The sequence below is a fragment of the Bacillus sp. BD59S genome (genome assembly GCF_007363175.1).
GTDB classification, from domain to species: domain Bacteria; phylum Bacillota; class Bacilli; order Bacillales; family Bacillaceae_G; genus Bacillus_A; species Bacillus_A pacificus.
Genome location: NZ_CP034686.1, coordinates 1544857 through 1564711, shown reverse-complemented (window position 1 = coordinate 1564711; position 19855 = coordinate 1544857). Strand labels below are relative to the sequence as shown.

General features: G+C 33.8%; 25 protein-coding genes. 7 read left to right on the top strand and 18 right to left on the bottom strand.

Annotated elements, in window-relative coordinates; all coding sequences use genetic code 11:
• Window positions 1-9 precede the first annotated feature (9 nt).
• From EKQ63_RS10145 to ucpA, 7 genes are all read right to left on the bottom strand, one after another.
• Window positions 10-381, bottom strand: a complete 372-nt coding sequence (locus EKQ63_RS10145; RefSeq protein ID WP_060630314.1) for a hypothetical protein — start codon at window positions 379-381, stop codon at window positions 10-12.
• Between the two features lie 89 nt (window positions 382-470).
• Window positions 471-1046, bottom strand: coding sequence for a histidine phosphatase family protein (locus EKQ63_RS10140; protein ID WP_087953039.1), 576 nt, complete (start codon window positions 1044-1046; stop codon window positions 471-473).
• 158 nt (window positions 1047-1204) lie between these two features.
• Window positions 1205-1846, bottom strand: a complete 642-nt coding sequence (locus tag EKQ63_RS10135) for a DUF3885 domain-containing protein (RefSeq protein ID WP_143881762.1) — start codon at window positions 1844-1846, stop codon at window positions 1205-1207.
• Window positions 1847-1896: 50 nt separating this feature from the next.
• Entirely contained in the window at window positions 1897-2988 is a 1092-nt protein-coding gene (locus tag EKQ63_RS10130) for a serine hydrolase (protein WP_087953041.1), read from the bottom strand.
• Between the two features lie 99 nt (window positions 2989-3087).
• On the bottom strand, window positions 3088-3723 hold the full coding sequence (locus tag EKQ63_RS10125; RefSeq protein WP_087953042.1) for a cupin domain-containing protein: 636 nt from the start codon (window positions 3721-3723) through the stop codon (window positions 3088-3090).
• A 161-nt stretch (window positions 3724-3884) separates the two neighbouring features.
• Entirely contained in the window at window positions 3885-4046 is a 162-nt protein-coding gene (locus EKQ63_RS10120; protein ID WP_000109006.1) for a hypothetical protein, read from the bottom strand.
• A gap of 208 nt (window positions 4047-4254) precedes the next feature.
• A complete protein-coding gene (gene ucpA / locus EKQ63_RS10115; RefSeq protein ID WP_087953043.1) occupies window positions 4255-5049 on the bottom strand; it encodes an SDR family oxidoreductase UcpA in 795 nt (264 codons plus the stop codon).
• Window positions 5050-5247: 198 nt separating this feature from the next.
• Between ucpA and EKQ63_RS10110 the strand changes: the two genes are divergently transcribed.
• Window positions 5248-5670 (top strand): YfmQ family protein, encoded by a 423-nt coding sequence (locus EKQ63_RS10110; protein ID WP_000214603.1) that lies wholly within the window; start codon window positions 5248-5250, stop codon window positions 5668-5670.
• A gap of 47 nt (window positions 5671-5717) precedes the next feature.
• Here the strand turns inward: EKQ63_RS10110 and EKQ63_RS10105 are convergent, their stop codons facing one another.
• The 5 genes from EKQ63_RS10105 to EKQ63_RS10085 are packed head-to-tail and all read right to left on the bottom strand — an operon-like array spanning window position 5718 to window position 11509.
• Entirely contained in the window at window positions 5718-6551 is an 834-nt protein-coding gene (locus EKQ63_RS10105) for a hypothetical protein (protein WP_087994358.1), read from the bottom strand.
• Window positions 6552-6571: 20 nt separating this feature from the next.
• The gene (locus tag EKQ63_RS10100) at window positions 6572-7834 is read right to left on the bottom strand and encodes an MBL fold metallo-hydrolase (protein WP_140168440.1); all 1263 of its coding nucleotides are present in this window, start codon (window positions 7832-7834) and stop codon (window positions 6572-6574) included.
• Window positions 7831-9501, bottom strand: coding sequence for an ABC transporter permease (locus EKQ63_RS10095; protein ID WP_143880999.1), 1671 nt, complete (start codon window positions 9499-9501; stop codon window positions 7831-7833). Before EKQ63_RS10095 ends, EKQ63_RS10100 begins: the two co-directional genes overlap by 4 nt.
• 12 nt (window positions 9502-9513) lie before the next feature.
• Complete coding sequence (locus EKQ63_RS10090) at window positions 9514-10539, bottom strand: ABC transporter substrate-binding protein (RefSeq protein WP_000714695.1); 1026 nt, start codon at window positions 10537-10539, stop codon at window positions 9514-9516.
• Window positions 10517-11509, bottom strand: coding sequence for an ABC transporter ATP-binding protein (locus EKQ63_RS10085; protein WP_087994360.1), 993 nt, complete (start codon window positions 11507-11509; stop codon window positions 10517-10519). The genes EKQ63_RS10090 and EKQ63_RS10085 overlap by 23 nt, the downstream gene beginning before the upstream one ends.
• Before the next feature lie 160 nt (window positions 11510-11669).
• On the opposite strand from EKQ63_RS10085, the gene EKQ63_RS10080 reads away from it, so the two are divergent.
• Entirely contained in the window at window positions 11670-12563 is an 894-nt protein-coding gene (locus tag EKQ63_RS10080) for a LysR family transcriptional regulator (RefSeq protein WP_087953049.1), read from the top strand.
• 40 nt (window positions 12564-12603) lie between these two features.
• Here EKQ63_RS10080 and EKQ63_RS10075 read toward each other — a convergent pair whose 3' ends face one another.
• Window positions 12604-13128, bottom strand: a complete 525-nt coding sequence (locus tag EKQ63_RS10075; RefSeq protein ID WP_087953050.1) for a DUF4398 domain-containing protein — start codon at window positions 13126-13128, stop codon at window positions 12604-12606.
• A 126-nt stretch (window positions 13129-13254) separates the two neighbouring features.
• On the bottom strand, window positions 13255-14523 hold the full coding sequence (locus EKQ63_RS10070) for an MFS transporter (RefSeq protein WP_087994361.1): 1269 nt from the start codon (window positions 14521-14523) through the stop codon (window positions 13255-13257).
• Window positions 14524-14641: 118 nt separating this feature from the next.
• On the opposite strand from EKQ63_RS10070, the gene EKQ63_RS10065 reads away from it, so the two are divergent.
• The 5 genes from EKQ63_RS10065 to EKQ63_RS10045 all read left to right on the top strand — a co-directional run bounded on the left by EKQ63_RS10065 (window position 14642) and on the right by EKQ63_RS10045 (window position 17590).
• A complete protein-coding gene (locus tag EKQ63_RS10065; RefSeq protein ID WP_087994362.1) occupies window positions 14642-15856 on the top strand; it encodes a helix-turn-helix domain-containing protein in 1215 nt (404 codons plus the stop codon).
• Window positions 15857-15922: 66 nt separating this feature from the next.
• Window positions 15923-16102 (top strand): H-type small acid-soluble spore protein, encoded by a 180-nt coding sequence (locus tag EKQ63_RS10060; protein ID WP_001025740.1) that lies wholly within the window; start codon window positions 15923-15925, stop codon window positions 16100-16102.
• A gap of 185 nt (window positions 16103-16287) precedes the next feature.
• A complete protein-coding gene (locus tag EKQ63_RS10055) occupies window positions 16288-16623 on the top strand; it encodes an antibiotic biosynthesis monooxygenase family protein (protein WP_087953053.1) in 336 nt (111 codons plus the stop codon).
• Window positions 16624-16625: 2 nt separating this feature from the next.
• Window positions 16626-17219: a dienelactone hydrolase family protein gene (locus tag EKQ63_RS10050; RefSeq protein WP_087953054.1), complete on the top strand. Its 594-nt coding sequence runs from the start codon at window positions 16626-16628 to the stop codon at window positions 17217-17219.
• A gap of 11 nt (window positions 17220-17230) precedes the next feature.
• Window positions 17231-17590 (top strand): hypothetical protein, encoded by a 360-nt coding sequence (locus tag EKQ63_RS10045; protein ID WP_143880998.1) that lies wholly within the window; start codon window positions 17231-17233, stop codon window positions 17588-17590.
• Between the two features lie 24 nt (window positions 17591-17614).
• On the opposite strand, the gene EKQ63_RS10040 is transcribed toward EKQ63_RS10045, so the two are convergent.
• The 4 genes from EKQ63_RS10040 to EKQ63_RS10025 all read right to left on the bottom strand — a co-directional run bounded on the left by EKQ63_RS10040 (window position 17615) and on the right by EKQ63_RS10025 (window position 19704).
• Entirely contained in the window at window positions 17615-17785 is a 171-nt protein-coding gene (locus tag EKQ63_RS10040) for a DUF3951 domain-containing protein (RefSeq protein WP_143880997.1), read from the bottom strand.
• 62 nt (window positions 17786-17847) lie between these two features.
• Complete coding sequence (locus EKQ63_RS10035) at window positions 17848-18159, bottom strand: AzlD domain-containing protein (protein WP_000425945.1); 312 nt, start codon at window positions 18157-18159, stop codon at window positions 17848-17850.
• Window positions 18150-18875, bottom strand: a complete 726-nt coding sequence (locus tag EKQ63_RS10030) for an AzlC family ABC transporter permease (RefSeq protein WP_143880996.1) — start codon at window positions 18873-18875, stop codon at window positions 18150-18152. Before EKQ63_RS10030 ends, EKQ63_RS10035 begins: the two co-directional genes overlap by 10 nt.
• Complete coding sequence (locus tag EKQ63_RS10025) at window positions 18868-19704, bottom strand: TrmB family transcriptional regulator (RefSeq protein WP_143880995.1); 837 nt, start codon at window positions 19702-19704, stop codon at window positions 18868-18870. The genes EKQ63_RS10030 and EKQ63_RS10025 overlap by 8 nt, the downstream gene beginning before the upstream one ends.
• Window positions 19705-19855 lie beyond the last annotated feature (151 nt).

Genomic DNA, 19855 nt, shown 5'->3' with positions numbered 1-19855 from the left:
CTTACTTATCTATTCATAATCTTCTTCATCATCGATTTCTTCGTAATATGAATTCCCATTACTTACATAAATAGGGCCATTCGCAACATCAATACGTAATACCCATGCCCATGGCACAGCTAAACGCTTATGTATTGCTCGCCAAAAGCTCATTGATTTTCTTTCGTACTCCTGGAACTCCTGAAGTAACTCTTTGTAGGAGGAACCGTCTAACTGAATATTTGCTTCTAGCAAACGAGAATGGGCATAGTACTGCAGCTCTAGTTCAGCAGCAATTTCCATTTCTTCTTCCGTTGCCATACCAATAATTGTTCCATCTGCTGGTACAATTTCATATACGTTGTGAACTTCAATAAGCCCTTCTTTCTCTTTCTCAAACATGTAAACAGCCTCCTTTAACATATAATTTTTATGTTACAAAGTCATACTTCTACAATAACATCTCTCTTTCCTCTTTTTTTGATAAACTTTTACAAATTATTTATCTGATGACCCGTATTCTCTATCCTTTCGGCAGAAACTAAATCTTCATTATGAAAATTCAACTTAAATATATCAGGCATACGAATTGTTTTCCAAAATTGAAAATCATATTTTGAATCAAAATAATTCATGAGTAATACCATAATATTCCCATGAGTTCCTATTACAATATTCTTATCTTTATATTTTTTTAATATATTTTGCATACATATTACAGCACGCCTTTGCGCTACATCATTCGATTCTCCGCCTTCGTATGCAAAACTCCAATCTTCCCACACATTCTCGATAGCATCATTAAAATCTGCTACTGGCTCTGAACTTAATAACCTTTCTCGTAAATCTTCTTCTATTTCTATTGATACATGATATGTATTCGCAATTCCTTGTACAGTTTGAATTGCTCTTTTGTACGGACTAGAAATCACTACATCAATATGTGCATCTTTTAATAAGCTTGTAACGTTTTCTGCATCCAATTGTCCTTTTTCAGATAAAGGTCGCTCCCGTTCTTCTTTTGTATAGGTAGAATGGGCATGGCGAACGAAATATATTGTTGTCATTTATTCATCTCCTTTTTCCGTTTCTACCCAAATTCAATACATTACCATCAAATCCCTTTACCTTTATAATAAGTGCTTTCAAATTTAAATGTTGATTTTCATATTAATAAAAGGGAAACACCCCATATGGTATTTCCCTCATTTAAAATAGACTACATTCAATTAAATACTTTATCAATTTTATTTCTGTCGTATTCTAATATCCAATCATTATATGTATGATACATATTCCTAATTGTATTAGGAGAGGTAGCTAATACATCACAACCTCTATCATCATAAATGTGAAATATAGTATTCTTGTTAATATTTATGAAATACACCCTATGAAAAATACGCGGTTTTATCCCCATATCTTGATTACAAATTGCTTTTATCATAGGAATGTATTTCAAGTCTGAAACTTTACATTTCAAAGTATATCTATATGTTTTATATACCCCGTCTTCATCGTCTTCTGGAAAAACATAAGGGATTGTATTTTTCTGTAACTTAAACAAATCAGACTTCTCTTTTACATGCTTAGAAAAGATATTCAATTTGTGTTTGAAAGTTTCACCGTCTGCATAGTCATTTACATCCACTACAATATACATATCATCTGTTTTGGAATGTAAAGACTGAAATAAAGTAATGGCTCTATTATAAACGCCTTCTAAATATGGGCAGTTTTCATAAATATTAGTGCAATCATAGTTCACACCTAATTTAAAGCGAATACCCATATCCCCATTATAAAATAGAGGTGGTCTAAGTTCTAAATTTGGAAACGTTTCAACCATATACTCCTTCAACCTCATCTCAACACCTATCTTTAATAGCATCTTGTTTACATAATAAAATTATTCTATTATAATTTATTTCTAAACTCCTCACTTGTTATAATATCTCGAATAAAATAGTCTACATTATTTCTCAACTTTTGATATGCAATTTGATCTTCTATACCGTTAAACATAATGACAGCTTCTACTTTATTCCCTTTCTTATCTGTAGTATACAAGCTTTTTGTCAATACGAATGCGGTAGAACCACCTTTTTGACCAGCATATTCGAACTTACTATTTTTAACTGTTCCTTTGAAAATGTTCTCGATCTCTTCTTGCATTGATTTTGGAAAATAATTTCTACTATTTATCTTTTCCATTATACTCATATAATCTTTAGCGTTCGCACCCACTAATCGATCTGACCAAATTCGCTGAAATTCCATATCTACTTTTAATGGAATATCCCGATTTTTCCATTCTTCCTCATCTTTCATCCATTCCTGTATTTGTAACACATGTTTATTATATTCATCTTTTGACATGTTACGTAACGTTTTTAATGACTGATTTTCTGGCACATGAAGTTCTTTTTCTACGTATCCTCTCATATATAGTGCAGCGGTATAAGAAGTGAACTTATCATGACTAGTAAGCTCTAACTCTTTTATACTTTCATTTACTCTTTCTATTCCAAGCTTTTCTAACAAATATGTTGTATTTGCATTAGAACTATAATGAATCATTCCTTTAGCGACTTCTTCTAAAGCGATTTGTCCATTTTTCACTAATTCTCTCGCTTTGGCATCTTCTAACCAGTTAGGATGTGCTCCACCATCAGTATCTTTAACGTAATATTTTTCTAGCTCGTGCAATGAAATTTGTTCATCACGACTTATTTTTCCTTCTGACACTTGCTTAGCAAATTCAACTGCTATTACGATTTTTGCCATACTTGCTAATGGCAATTTTTTATTTTCATTTATAGAAGTTAATACTTCTCCATTTCTTTTAATAAGTAATGAACATGTTTCATCTTCTTTATGTTCTTTTATGTACTTTAATACGTAATCAGGATCTTCTTTTGACAAATAGTAATTCATAATAACAAAGAAAGCTATAACAGCTACTATAATGACCCCTGCAATTATTCCTATAATCTTTAATATGTTCACAATATACCCCCTCTAATACATTCCCTTCAACATCATAATTATAACAAACCAAATTACAAAATTATACAAAATAGAGTAACTCTTCCTAGAAGGAAAGAGTTACTCTATTTCACATGATGTTATTTGTCCATTTAACGTAACGACTATATTTGATTCGTCACTTTTTTTCACACTATTTATTCGATTTGAGTTAGGAGGACCAATTACAACTGATTCCTTAATTGGCGAAAGGTCCTTCTCTAATTTTTCTGCACTTACACCATATGCAGCTTGAAATACTTCTGGCGGTGTTAATCTAAGTATGTCTGACCCTTCTGCTGTTTCAAACTGATCGTTATTGAAGAACAAATGCAATTGTACTTCTTCTGTTACTGCTGTGATCCAATGCCACCATCCCATTGGAATAAATACAGTTTGCCCCGCTTTCACATGATAATTTTGCAATTGATTCGTTTCGGGATTTAAGATAGATGTAACTGCTGCTCCTGATACAACAACATCCAATTCCCATGCATTCGGATGCCAATGTGGTTCTCGCATGTGCCCTTTTGTCATAAATAAATCAACAAACGCTCCACCTATCATTGCTGGTAACTGCGTGGACGTAACTTCATATGCAACGTTTTTCTCATCCCTTTTAAAAAAGACATTTTTTCTCGAATCAAAGAAAAGGTTTGGAGTTCCTGAGCTTTTCTTTAAATTTTTATTATCTGGAACATAGCCTGAACTACTCATTTTATCCCTCTTTTCCACTCCGAACATTTCTACTTTCACACTGTATCGTATGGAAAAAATGTATGAATGTGCCTAATCATTCACATAACAAAAAAACATGCCTTCATAAGGAGAGCATGTTTTGTGATATCCTTCACATTGTTTAGTTAAAAAATAAATGTTTACTTACCATGATGTAACATTAAATCACTAAGTTCTTCTTCAATGTGATTTAATTTCGCAACGCCTTCTTTCCATTTATGAATATAACGTGAAACCCCAACGAAAAATAAAACGATAATTGTGGAAAGAATAATACCATACACGATTGTTACAGTACTCATAGTTACACTTCCTTATAATTAGTAATGTGGTTATTAGTTATATTTTTATTATAAACCTTTTTCTTTTAAAATACTTCAATTTCAACTTTTTGTAACAAAATTGATTTTTCTAATAATAGTACATAACATGATAATGCTAGAAGAAATCTCTTTCAGATTTCTTCTAGCGTTATCATTCAAAGAACTAAAACTCTCATTCATAATCCTTTTACTTTACACCGACTGAAACCGTTTCTGGCAATGTGCTACCACCATCAATGACAATGTGTGTACCTGTTATGTAGCTTGATTCATCGGATGCTAAAAAACCTGCTAACTGACCTACTTCTTCAATTTTCCCTAAACGTCCTAAAGGAACACCTGAAGCAATTCCATCGATTACATTACTCGGCTCATTTGGATCGGATTCATTTGCTATTTGCTCTGCCATTGGTGTCATAATGTAACCTGGGCAAATTGCATTTACAGTAATATGATGTTTTGCCACTTCACGTGCTAACGCTTTCGTAAATCCCCAAATTGCTGCCTTCGTCGTTGCATATGCAGTTTCACCTTCATCAGCAACCAACGTTCCTGTTACAGAAGACATATTCACAATCTTCCCGTAATTTTTCTCAATCATATATGGCAATACTGCTTTAGAAAAATTCCATACACCATTAATATTCACTTGGAATTGAAAATCACGCATTTCATCTGACATATCTAAAAAATTTGCAAGTCGAATAACGCCGGCGTTATTTACTAATATATCAATCTTTCCGTACTTCTCATATGCATCTTTCGTTACTTCCTTTACAGCATGAATATCAGCCACATCGACTACATAACTCGCAGCATCTAACCCTTTGCTAACAATATTTTTGGCAGTCTCATGAACTGTCTCTGAAATATCAACAAGTAATACTTTTGCCCCCAGCTCTGCAAACACATGAGCAATTCCAGCTCCGTTCCCCATCGCAGCTCCTGTAACAAAAGCGACCTTACCATCTAATTTCCCCATTTGATAACCCCCTTATAATAAATAAAAAACCTTTACATTTTTATCATACCAAATATTCCCTTGTATTCTTTGCACACCTCCATTTGTTAAAAAATGTTCATAAAAAGGAAAAATTTTCACAAATTATACAAAACTTCACCATATGTACTATTACCATATGAGTTATATTATTAAATAGAATAAAGGGGATGATATACTATGACGACTTGGTTTATTGTAATGTTAGTTGTATTTGGGGCATTTAAAATTATCGTTTCTAGCCTTCCTAACACTGTTATTGAATCCATTATTAGCAAGTACGAAACACATCCACAACTTGAAGAAGAGAATGTGACTATTACAATTCACGGAAATAATGTAGAAGGCGAACAGAAATCTAAAATTATTCATGATTTTAACGAAGGTTTATTTTTAGATCGCTATTATGCACCGCCACACAATGAGGGTACTCCTTTAATTATTAATGCAAAACGCGGCAAAAAAGATTTTACATTTTATATTTATAGTCATGAAGAGCATGTTGATGTTGTAAAGCAATATAAAAAGAAGGTTGTTGCTTATAGTTTACGCTCTAAAAACCTTCAAAACAGTGATATGTTTGTGTCAGCTGATTTAGCTTAATACTCATATAAAAAGGAATCCATGGCATATGGATTCCTTTTTACTATTTACTGAAAAATAAGCTCTGTCTTCAAACTATCTTTTGGTAACAGCCATCCTTTTTGTTCTAAACTCTTCATTAATAATTCTCTTTTTTCTTTTGCAATACTTTCCTCATTTGTTTTAAACGACACTTCTATTACGAAATCCTCTTCTATTTTCCCTGTATTACTTAGTGGCCAAACTTCAATATTCGTTTTACTATTTTCAAACTCACCTGTATACCTTTTCATTAATACAGGACCGTAAATACGAGAATCCCTTAACATCTCTTCTCCCCAATTCGTATACAACCATTTGTTCATTTTCCCTGGTAACTTTTCTACTACCATGTTTTGGGCGTCTCGTTCATTTGGTAAATCAAGTACTCCATATCCTTTCGCACTGTAGCTTTTCTTATTTGAAATACTTAACGTTTTCTTCTCAAATCCCCAGTCTATTTCTGCCTCATAATTATCAGTTTTACTATCAAATCCATCTTTTTTAGCTACTACTAGTGCATCTTGAATTACACCGTTTTGAATCGGGTATCTTTTTTTATATGTTAGCTCAAAATCTTTACTAAATTCTTTCTTTCGAATTCTGGCAAACCAGCCTCCATTACTTAAATCTTTATTTGCCGTATCTAAAAACTGAACTTGTATTCTTTCATAATTTGTACCAGTCTGAAAATGCTCTAGTACATCTTGCTTCATCTCTTTGTTAGGACCTAGTACTTGTTCTGGCTTTAATAATAACTTCACTTCAAAACTAGGTGTCATTGGACTTGCAGCAAATCCTTCCTTAACGTTATAAAGGAAACAACAAAAGAAAATACTTACGCATACAAATACTTTTTTCATATACCTATCCCCTTTACATTTCAAATGACTTCTATACGTTCCATAGTAAGTGAATATATATTTTCATACCCTTCCGTACTAAGCTTTTTCTGTAATCGATCCGTATCCTCTTTCAATGCGTGTACTAACACCGTATGTTCTGGTAATAATGTATTTAACATCTCTTTCACATCTCTTATACTTTGGTGAACTTTATATGGAACTCGCTTCACCCTACATTCTTTACCTACACGTTCCTTCAAAACTTTTTCTGCAAAGCTCCCTTTCGCAATATGTCCAGTAAAGATAATAGAATTTCGTTCTTCATTCCGAAGTTGTTCATAATATAACTGCGCTCGTTTCGTTTGCATATTTGCATCACTCATTACAACTATTCCATAACTATGTTGCATACCACTGTCATCATCCATAACTATTATGTTTCTTTTTAAACTCTCTATTAGCTCTTCAAGTTCTTCATGATTTTTGATCCAATCTTTATATACGAACATCTGTTGGAATCCATCCAAAATTTCTTGATCTACTATAATGGGAAGTTCTTTATATTTTTTATATAAATACAATACGATATCTTGCGCCCTACCAAGGGGTGGCAAAGGTAATAATGCTATCCCTTTATTTCCTGCAGCACGTTCAATTTCTGCACATAGTTCGTTTACTCGTTCATGTTGCGAAACATCATCAGTATGATAAGCGGCATCTACAATTGCAACTTTTATATCGCCACGTAATTTCTCAGGTAAATTCGCTCGTAGTATGTTAGACTCTGCTGAATAATCGCCAGAATAAAATATATATGTATGGCTCATATCCACTAAAAACCAAACAGCTCCTAATACATGCCCACTATACCCCCATTGAAACCGCAATGTAGGAGTAATCTGTATCCATTCATTCGGATTACTAATCTCATCAACATATACATAATTTAAATCTTTCACATTTTGGTCGTTATAAGGTACATTCCATCCTTGCGTCACATTGTAGTTTCTCCATTTTTTATAATAAGCGGGAAGTTGCTCCTTCGTATAACGAGTTGTCCATATTTTTTTCTTATATCCATACTTCGCTAATAAAGGTAAACCCATCGTATGATCTTCATGAATATGTGATAAAAATACTGCATCTAAAAACGGTACAACTTCCTTCTCTATTTTTGGATAACTATCCTCATATGATCGATTAATACCACAATCAAATACTATTTTCGTTTCTTTATTTTTTACGAAGTAGCAAGAACGACCGTATTCTCCCGCTCCTCCCCACACTTCTATTCTCATCATGCTACCCCTTTTCTTTTTTGCTCCATATGCTGCAGAAGTAATAAACATAGTGTTGTAAGTCCAACTGATACGACAGCCATCGCCATTCCAATAGATACTTCTCCTTGTTCAAATTGAGCAAAAATAAATGTTGCTGACGTTTCTACTGATGGAGGTAGTACGAGAAGCGATGCTACTAACTCTCGTATCGAGATTGTAAATGTCATCGCCCATCCGGCAAGAATACCTGGGATAATAAGAGGTAATATTATTTTTCTAAAAATATACATATAATTCCCAGAAAAAATACTTCCTGCCTGCACAAGAGAATCATCAATTTGCCCGAGCGATGCTTTTACATACTGCACTGTATAAGGTAAAAAAAGAACGACATACGTTACGATAACCATGACTGGTGTATTGTAAATGGACAGGGGCATATAGGGAGAATTCCAAAATAAAATAAGCCCTACAACCATCACGATTCCTGGTACCATATTCGGTAACATACCGCACATATCCAGCCATTTTTCAGAGGACCTTTTCCCCTTTCGGATCATAAGTGCTAAAAAGACGCCAATCATAACAGCTATAATCGCTGTTATAAGCGAAAAGAGAAAACTGTTCCATAAAGCTTCTAATCCTGGAGATCCGATTGTAAATAATGCTTCATAATGGCTCGTTGTAAAGTTATTTACATGTAAGCCGCCCCCTCTTAATTTTGATAAAGAAGCAATCAATATTGAAAAATACGGGATTCCAATTGATACGATTAATAAACCAATTACATAAAACCATGCTACAACACGCGTAAATATAGACAAAGTATATCTTTTAGATTTCACACCTTTTCCACTAACCATGGCATATGAATACTTTCGATTTAATACATTTTGCATATACCAAATGAGCATACATGCACTAAGTAATAAAGAAGATAATGCTGTTGCACTACTAAAATCAATTGGCCAACTCGAAATAAATTTATGAATCTCTGATGTTAACACATGAAATCCTATTCTTCGTCCAAATGTAGCCGGTGTTCCAAATTCAGCAATCGTCTTTACGAAAATGAGTAAAGCACCCATTACATAACTTGATACTAATAACGGCAATATGATTTTTCTTAAACGATAGAAAAAGCTTCCACCATGAACTGCTGCCGCTTCTTCTTTACTACTCCCAATTTGAAGTAACGTGTTTTTCAACATAAAGTATAGAAATGGGAATAAATGCAGACTCATAATTAAAACCATACCTCCTAAGCTAAAAAACGAAGATGAAATCGTCTTTAGCATCGGAAAAAACTGTTCGAAATAGCCGTTCGGTTGCATGAACAAAATCCAGCCCATCGATCCAATATACGGCGGAGTCATAAATGGAATCATAAAAACAATATCTAACTTGCTATACTTTCCAACATCTGTTTTGCTCATAATGAAAGCCAGTGGAAATGCAAAGATGGTTGCTCCTATTACTACGAGTAGACCTAGAAGCATCGAATTTAGAAAAATCCCAGCTAATCCACCACTCTGCATCACTTCAAACGGCTTAAAAAAATTCCAACTACTATTTTCATATACACTAGAAAGTAAAATGAGAAAAAGTGGAATGACGATTAACATCGCCACAAGTAACAACGCTACCGTCATCCCAACTTGCCTTACTGATCCGAATCGATTTACCATGTAATCACCATCTTATTGAAATACTTTCTTAAATTGTTTTCCTATTTCATCTTGTTCTTTCTCAACTGTTTTCCAATCAATATTTAATACTGGAATCTCCTCCACATTTGGTCTATTTTCAGCTTTTATATCTGTTCTACCAGGCAATAAATATGCTTTAGAAATTTGTTTTTGTACATCATCAGATAATAAATAATCAATAAACTCTTTTGCACCTTCAACATTTTTACTATCCTTCATAATGCCTGCTGCACGTGGGCTAATCACTGTTCCGCTTTTTGGATAAACAATATCAACTGGTTCACCCTTTGCTTTTGCACTGTACGTCATATAATCAACACCCGCAATAACCATATCTTTTGCTCCTGTTACAACTGGATCTAATGCTTCTTGGTTTGCCCCTGCTACTGTAACTTCATTTTTCTTAAGCTGTTCAAATAAATTCCATCCATCTTTTCCATTCTTTTTCACGTATCCTGTTACAAAGTCTAAAGCTGAACCTGAAAGTGCTGGATCTGGAAGATTCACTTTCCCTTTCCATTCTCCTTTCGTTATATCACTCCAATCTTCAGGTGCTGTCTTCACATTTTTTGTGTTATACACAATCCCTAACGCTGAAGCACTATATCCAAAATAATGTCCTTTATCATCCGACCATTCAGAACGAAGCTTATCAGCTTGTTTCGCTTCTTTATAAGCTAACGTTTGTCCATCCTTTTTTAATCCTTCCATCGCTGGTAAAGATGCAAGTACGACTACGTCAACGACTGGATTTTTCTTTTCGGCTTCCATTCGCGCTAGAATCTTACCTGTTGTTCCTTGAAACATTTCCACTTTTATACCCGTTTTCTTTTCAAAGTCCTTTTGAATTTTTTCTGCTAATCCTTTTGGTCCTGCACTATATACAACAATTTTCTTTTCATTCGTAGTTTTACTTTTTGCATCTGCATTACCTGTCTTTGAGCTACACCCTGTTACTACTGCAGAAAATAATAAAGTACATACAAATAAAGACTTAAGCGAACTGAATTTCTTCATACGATTCTCCCCCTATATGATGAATACATTTTTTCGGTACATATAACGAAACTGGTTTCCCGATGCTTAGCTTACTATTGTGATAAGCTGTCCATACACCGCGTGTCTCCATGTCTACTTTCACTTCATAACGTTCCCCTACATATGTAACGTGCTGAATTTTACCTGTATACATTTCGCACAGGTCATTATTCGTCCAGCTCACATGCTCTGGGCGAACCATTTGTTTCCCCTCTACAAGCCAATTTGCCTTACCAACAAATTTTGCAACAAATTCATGAGATGGCTTCACATAAATATCTTCTGGTGTTCCTTTTTGCAATACTTCTCCTTGTTTCATGACAATGATTTGGTCTGACATTGACATCGCTTCTGTTTGATCGTGGGTTACATACAATGCCGTTAAACCAATAGAATGAACGATATCCATAAGCTCTAATCGCATTTCTTCTCGCAAAATTGCATCGAGTGCACTAAGCGGTTCATCAAACAAAATAAAATGCGGTTTCGTTACAATGGCTCTAGCAAATGCGACACGTTGTTGCTGTCCGCCAGAGAGTTCATGCGGATATCTTTTCTCCATCCCTTGCAAGCGAACTCGCTTTATTGCCTCTTCTACTTTTTCCCGTAATTGATTCGTTTGCTTTGTAGCTCTTAAACCAAATGCAACATTTTCAAATACAGTCATGTGTGGCCATAAAGCAAAATCTTGAAATACCATACCGATATTACGTTCATGAGGAGATGTTTTTATTTTTTTAGAAGAAGAATACATGCACGTATCTCCAAAATATATTTCACCTTTATCTGGCTCTTCCAGTCCTGCAATCATTCTAAGTAATGTCGTTTTCCCGCATCCAGAAGGTCCTAAAAGTGTGGTGAATTCACCTTGTTTCATAACAATTTGTAACGACTTTAACGCTTGTACTTTTCCAAATGATTTTTCTAATCCACTAATTTTAATATCCATCGTTTCACCTCTCTCCCCTCACTCTTAACCTGCTTTCATTCTATATGGAAGATTTATACTGAATGTTAATGTACTGTAAAGATTAAATTAAAAAACTTCTAATAAACTATTTATTTCTATAGATTTTTTCTATAGTTAGAAGAAAAAGGGGCAACTTGCCATGAATCTCTTAAAATTAGAAATTGTAGTGCTTATTAAGAAATACAAAAAGCTCACGATTGTTGCAGAACAGCTTGGAGTTAAACAACCTACTATTACATTCCATATAAAAAGCTTAGAAGAGGAACTCGGTGTTCCTTTATTTGAATTACGTTCTGGAAGATATTTCTTAACAGAGGCTGGTGAGGCATTACATCATTATGCTTGTAAAATAGATGCACTGATGAAGGAAGCTAGGCGGGTCACGCAAGAATTTAAAGATTTTCATAAAGGTGCTATAACAATTGGCGCTAGTTATGTACCAGCGACATATCTTTTACCAGAAATTGTTCATCAATTTCAATGTGAATTTCCAAATATAAAAATAACACTGATGGTAAAAACAGCTCCTGAAATTCGAACAATGCTACAAAATCATGAAATTGATCTCGGTGTAATTTCCGCAGCACCATTTGATGAATCACTTTTAAAACAGACAAATATAATGCCTGATACACTTGTTCTTGCTTTCTCCAAAGAACATCATTTTTCAAAAAAAGAAAATGTATCATTACAAGATATCGAAAAGGAACGGATATTACTGCATCGTAATCCATCTACAACGAGGGATTTACTTACAAAATGGATGTTAGCTCATAACATTACATTCCAATCAGAAATTGAATTAGATTCATTAGAAACAATAAAACAAATTTTAAAATACGGTAATGGGGTTGCCTTTATTTCTAAACTTGCTATTGAGCAGGAAGTACAACGAAATGAACTACACTACATACCCATCCCTGGATTTGAATTTCAACGTAACATTTATACGATTCATCATGAGGACAGATGGAATTCTAAAATTATTTCTTTTTTACTACAGAGCATCAATTCTTATGCAGCAAAAAATTAAAAGGCTGTCGTTATACACGACAGCCTTTTACACTATAACTCTATTTATTTTTCTTCGCTTCAATTTTTGCTTGTGCTTCTTCAGCCTTATCTAATGCTTCTGAAACTTTTTTCTCTTTTTCTTTCACGTCATCTATACTATCAACAGCTTTAATAAGTTTATCAATTCCTTCTTCTTCTACTTTTCTACGCTTAGCTACTCTTTCATTTACTTTCTCTTCTACATCTTTTGCTTTTTGAAGCATATTCTCTGCATTTGATGTTACAGCTGTTTCAAGTGCAGCGTCTTTTTTCATTTGTAACACTTCATTTGCAATGTCTTTCGCTTCTAAATACTTACCGTCTTTTAATGCTGTTGCTCCATGATCCATTTTCTCAGCCATTTCTTTATATGATTTCGCTTCATTTCCTGATTTCTCTTTTTCTGCTTTTTCAAACCACATTGTTGCATCACTATATTTTTCATCTTTCAATGATTGCATACCTGTTTCAATATATGTGTCATAATTACTACATCCAGCCATTACAACTAACAGAAAAAGCATAACAAAACTTAATTTTTTCATGATGTTTTCTCCTTTTCTTTGCCTGCTCACTTTACTTTAACATACATGAAAAAGAGTTTCAAAAACTAAAATACTAATTTGGTCATTTTTATAATGATAAGTCAAATTTTTATTATTTTATTATTTTTAAGCAGACACATCCACTTGCTTTTTCGCCATATGTTGCCTTACTCCAACTAATACAACTAACAATAAACCTCCGCCTATTGTCATCATAACAATGCTAGTTGGTAACATATCTAATAATAATCCATATACAATCATACCGAGCGGTGCGATTGCAGTCGCAATTGTTTCAAGTAGGCCAAACACACGCCCTAAGTAGCTCGGATCTGTCGTTTTTTGCATATGTACTTGCATCGGAATGTTTACAATCATAATTGCTATACCCGTTAACATCATAAATGCAATATAGTAAATAAAACTCGCTACTTTTGGAATAATAACTAACAACGGAAAGACTGTACATAAACTTAACCCCGCAAATAAAAACAGTCCAGTGTAAATAGAACGAAACGGATTATTCACTTCTTTACGCACTGATAAAGCAATCGCACCCATTAGCATCCCGACTGCTAACATTCCCTCTACAGTACCGAGTTGCTTTGAAGATAAATGCAATGTATGGACGATAATGTATGGCAGTGCAACGGTTAGCCCACAAGCAAAAAAGTTTACCCACAATGCTATTTTCATTAAACCATATATTTCATGTTGTCGTTTTACATATGAAAAACCTTCTTTTATACTCGTCAAGAAATGCTCTTTACTCTCAGCCACTTCTTTTTTATATAAATCAAATACCATAAATAATTGCAAAATAACTGCTAAAAAGAACGTAATACTATTTAACAAAAAGAACAACTGAATGGAAAAGAAACCAAATACGACTCCGCCAATAATTGGCCCTAAAATATTGGATAAAGAAGCCGCCGTTTGATTTAAAGCACTCGCTTTTTGAATACGCCCCTCATCTACTAAACTAGGAATAGACGAAGTTAATGCAACAGAATAAAAACTTGCACAAATTGATAATAATGCTGCTGAAACATAAATAAAAAGAAGTGATGGTCCAAATATTGTAGCAAGGATAAACATAATAAGCATTGTTAAACTACTTAATAAATCCGTACCAATGACAAGCCATCTTCGATTCACACGGTCTGCTACAGCACCTGCAATCGGACCACAAATCATCCTTGGAAACGACCCGCAAACGAGCGTAGTAGCAAACCCCATTCCTGAACCTGTTGTCTTTAGTACGTATAACCCCATTGCGAACGTATAAATACCTGCGCCTAATAAAGACGTCATTTTTCCAATCATCATTAAAATGATATTTCTCGTTGCAATCTTCATTCTTGAATCAGTTTGACCTATACTTACATCTTCCATTTTGACACTCTCCCCTTAAAAGTTAAATTGTGTTAAACTTATTATATAATCAGCTTTCCAATTTCCACAACAAAAAGTTAAATACAATTTAACTTTTTAAATATAAAGGAGCAATGATATGGCAACTCTCGGCGAAAAAATTAAAGCATTGCGAAAAGAAAAAAAACTTACACAAACTGAGCTAGCAGGTTCGGAAATGACAAAAAGTATGCTTAGTCAAATTGAAAATGGTAAAGCTACACCTTCCATGAAAACATTACAATATATTGCAGAAAAACTTGAATGTGAAACAAGTTTTTTATTAGAAGAAGATGATGTAGAAATTGTAGCAATCATTCAAAAAATGGAGCCATTAATAAAAGCAAATAAATGCGATGAAGTATATGAGACTTTACTACCTATCGTTCAAAAAGAATTACCTCTTACTTTAAATACAGCACGTTTATATAAACAGTTCATAACAGGAGCAGCTATTATGAACGATTATCATATTGAATATTACGTTGAAACCGCTGTTTCTATATTTGAAAAATACACATTATATCGAGAAAGCACTGAAACGAAACTACTGTTTTACTATATGCTGTTCAAACGTAAAAAATATAAAGAATGTTTACAGATGATCAGCACAATTCGTGATGAATATAAAACGAAGAATTTAGAAATGGATCTTATTACACATATACAACTATACTTAAAAGAAGCAATTATTTTACTTGCATACGGCAATTATGAAAAATGTGAAAAAGTCATTTTAGACGCACTTGCATTTTCAAAAAAACATCAAGTGTATTATAAAACAGACGAATTTTACCGGATTTTATCTTACCAAAAAGTCATTACAGCTGATAAAGAAAAATATTTATATTACATAAAAAAATCTGAGCAATTTGCCATTTTTACAGAAGATACTCTATCCATTGCGATTATTGATATTTTAAAAGCTTACTACTACAACACGATTACTAATGAATATACAATCGCATTAAAACATCTAGAACAGTTTCGAGAAAAACTAAAAGATCAGCCCATTTTTCAAGACGACGGATTGTATTATCTTGAAAAAGGAAAATCTTTGTATGGTTTAAAACGTTATAAGGAAGCTTTAGAAACATTAAAACACGCTACCATACCAGATTATATGAGTCATCCACTTGATCAATCGTGGGTATTAACTGCTGGGTCTTATCGTGCCCTTTGCCATATAGAACTTCAAGATAAAAAATCTGCCTTAAAAGAAGCGAAAGATGCAGTTCAAGCGATAGATAGCTATCCTGATTCCATCTTCTCCTCATTTATTAAAGAAACATTACAAATAATACAAAAACTTTAAGAATGTCTCGAAATGGTATATTATTCCTCCTTTTTAGCAAAGATAATAATGATGGGAGGAATATAAATGAATATTCAACGTGCAAAAGAGCTTTCTGTGTCAGCGGAGCAAGCTAATGTTAGTTTTCAAGGCATGCCTGTTATGATTCAACACGTCGACGAAAGCAATGAAACCGCCCGCATATATGAAGTAAAAAACCCAGGACGCGAATTAACAGTTCCAGTTAATAGCTTAGAGGAAATATAAGAAATGCCACTTCATTTTTTTGAAGTGGCATTTCTCTTTTTTTAGATTACTTATTATAAATTTCTTCTATCTTCTATTTTACAGGAGCTAAAAAATAAGAATTTTCTACTTTTTTTCTTTTTGTGACCTGCTAAAATACAAACTATGGATTAATTATTCACACTATACATTAAGGGGGAAAAATAATGAAAACTGATTTAGAAAAGAACAAGCATTATTATGCAGTTATATTCACTTCCAATTTATCAAATGATACAGCAGATTATAGTACAGTTTCCGACAAAATGGAGGAACTTGCAAAACAGCAACCTGGATTTTTAGGTGTAGAAAGTGCACGTGATCATTCAGGACTCGGAATCACCATTTCTTATTGGGAATCACTTGAAGCAATTGAAAATTGGAAACAAAACGCCTTACATAAAGAAGCGAAAAAAAGAGGGCGTGAGCAATGGTATGAAAACTTCCACCTGCGCATATGCCTTGTTGAGAAAGAATTTAAGTTTCATAAAGGTATATTGTAACGATGAAGAAAAAATTAGCTCTCGTTGTTGTTCATGAAATATATGGTGTGAACGACCATATGCATCACGTTACCCAACACTTCACTTCATCTCATATAGATGTATTCTGTCCTAATCTTATACAACCGCAACAAGCATTTCATTATAGTGATGAAGAAAAAGCATATCGTTTTTTTATGAATCATATTGGATTTAATAATGGCCAAAAACAAATTGAAGAATTGATTACGCATCTTTCTAGTCGTTACACACATATTGGACTTATCGGCTTTAGTGTTGGTGCTACGATCTCATGGCTATGTAGTAACAATCCGAAAATAGACTTTATTATCGGCTGTTACGGTTCCCGTATACGTGACTATATTCATATGAAACCAACATGTGCTACCTTACTTATTTTCCCTGAAAAAGAAGCTAGTTTTTCAGTATCCTCTTTAATGCAAACATTACAGCAACAAAATAATCCTTTATTAGAAATGCAACAACTATCCGGTGAACATGGTTTTCTAAATCCGTACACTGAAAAATATAACGAGCACTCTACAAAACAAGCATACAATATAATAGATTCATTTCTTGCAAAAACAATCTTATAAAGGAGATCTAAGTGACACTTACAGTACTCTTACTTATTTTCATATTCATTGCCTTTTTCTCAGCGCTAACTATTATTTTTGTAACCGTCAAAAAAGGGAAGTTTTCCAAACGTCCCTACTTACAATCTATTATCGTTTGCATTTTATTTTTTACAAATTGGATTTTATATTTATCAACTTTTTATGCGTTACTCCCCGAGAAAATTAGTGAGCTCATATTCTTGCCCATTTGGTTTTTCCTTTGTATTTTAGGATTTATCATTTTTTGGCGCGAATGGAGAAATAATCGTGTGTTTTCGATATGTATCGGTTTTCTTTCCTTTATTAGTTTTCTATTTGGGTTATTGTTGTTAGTTCTTTCGGGGATGTAAAACAAAAGGAAGAAAAGCCAACTTTCAACTTTTCTTCCTTCTATTTTTACCTTTAGATTTCACTGCCACTGATTCACAAGGTGAGTAATAAATTTGAGGTGTCGCCTTATCAACAAACATCATAAACGTAATGAAGCCGATAATAAAGAAAATAAACAACGTTAACAAAATTGCTCCTATCGTTAAAAGTATCATAACACCACCCCTATATTTTTCATGTTATTACACCTTTCGCTATTATATGAGCGTAATCCTTTTTAGAAAAAGAAACGTAACAAAATAATCACAATCACTCCCGTTAATACTGTTCCTAATAAACTACGAGTATATATTGCTACAAGAAATGTTGGAATTGCTGCGATAAGGTAATCCCACTGCACCGTCTCATGCATAAATAAAACTTGCGCTAAAAGTGCTGCTAATATCGCGATTGGTATGTAATTTAACCATTTTAAACCCCAGTCTGGAATTTGTAGTTTACTAAATACGAGTAGAGGTAAAATACGTGGCACGAGTGTGACAGCACCTGCTGCTAATAAAAGTAATAATACGTCTAATCTCATTTCCATTTTTCAATTACCACTCCAATCGTCGCAGCTAATAGTGTTGCTATAATAACTGCTATACTATCAGGCGTAAATAAGTGTGCAACGTATGCAATTATAATCGCTACAATTGCAACTGTAAGATGAATTGCTAGCTTCGGTTTACTACTTATGAGCTGAAGTACAAATAATCCGATAAACATTGCTGGTAATGCATAATCCATTCCGTACGTATGTGGGTCTGGTATCCACTCACCAAATAGCCCGCCAATAATAGTAGCAAGAATCCAATTTAAATACGCTGTTACGTTAAGCCCGATCATCCATCTTTCACCTAAATATCCTTTTTGCGCCGCGTGCTGCACTGCAACGCCGAACGTTTCATCTGTAATTTGCGAACCGATGATTAAGTTTTTGAATAGAGGAATTTTCGTAAAATAAGGTGCAAGTGCTGCACTCATTAATAAATGACGTAAATTAACAAAAAATACGGTGAAAATAATTGCAGAAGCAGGTGCACCAGCTGCATACATACCAGCTAATATAAATTGGGCAGAACCTGCATAAATTAAAGTGGACATAAACGCAATTTCAATAATGGAGAAACCTGCTGTTTTTGCAATTACACCGGCTGCTATACCGATGCTTAAATAACCAAATACAGTTGGTAAACAATCTTTTACTCCTTGCTGAAATGTATCATCGCTTTGCAAAGCTACATGTGCCTGAGCTTTACTCATCCATATCATCCTCCATTCCTTCTAAAGTTCGTTTTCCTGTTACGACATGAACTAAATCTATGTTTTCACGCCATAACGTATCTAACTTATCAGCTCCAAATTCCTGCGTGATTTCTTCAACCATAATATCGTGCCGCACATACTCTGTAGCAACGAGAACTAGAGCTGGGTCATACGTTGTAACAGCCCATGAAGTGCTATCATTTGAGAAGTTCGCAATTAATACTTCTTCTCCGTCACGTGCGATTACAGTTAAATGACCACCCATTCTCTTTTCAACAACGTGGGGCGTCATATAATTATGGTGAAACGTCGCGCCTATTTTTGTTTCTGGAGCGCCAAATAAGATTGAAAATATATGTACACCTTCCTCTTCCTTTTGATGAATGTATGGCTCAATTTCATGCACTTGATCTTCCCATACAGAAATCCATAACTCTTCCTTCGCTCTATTAATTATATTGCATATTTCTTTTAAAACACGATCATTTGAGCGAATATGCGAAATTACATCTATTTGTCGCTCTTGTTCTAAACCATTTAATTTCTCATCTAAAAATTCAAAGGACTTCTCAAAGTCTTTTCGCATTCGATTCATTAATTCGGTAGCTGGTACTGGTACATATTTCACTGGTTCAGAAGGTACAATATGTACCGCTCCTTTATCCATTAACTTACCTAGTACCTCGTAAATCATAGAACGAGGTACTCCTGTTTGTTTACTCACTTCATAACCAGTTACTGGGGAATGTTTTAGTAATCCAATATACGCTTTACATTCGTACTGGGAAAAACCTAACTTTTGTAATTCCTTTATAATTTCATCCATTAGTACTCCTCACAATCTAAATAACTCTCATTTCAAAACAATGTATGTACGTTAGTAGTTATTAGTATACCTACTAATATAAAAAAACAGACCTATAAAGTCAATTGATAATTCTGAAATTTAAACGAAAAAGACTTCCGCTAATGGAAGT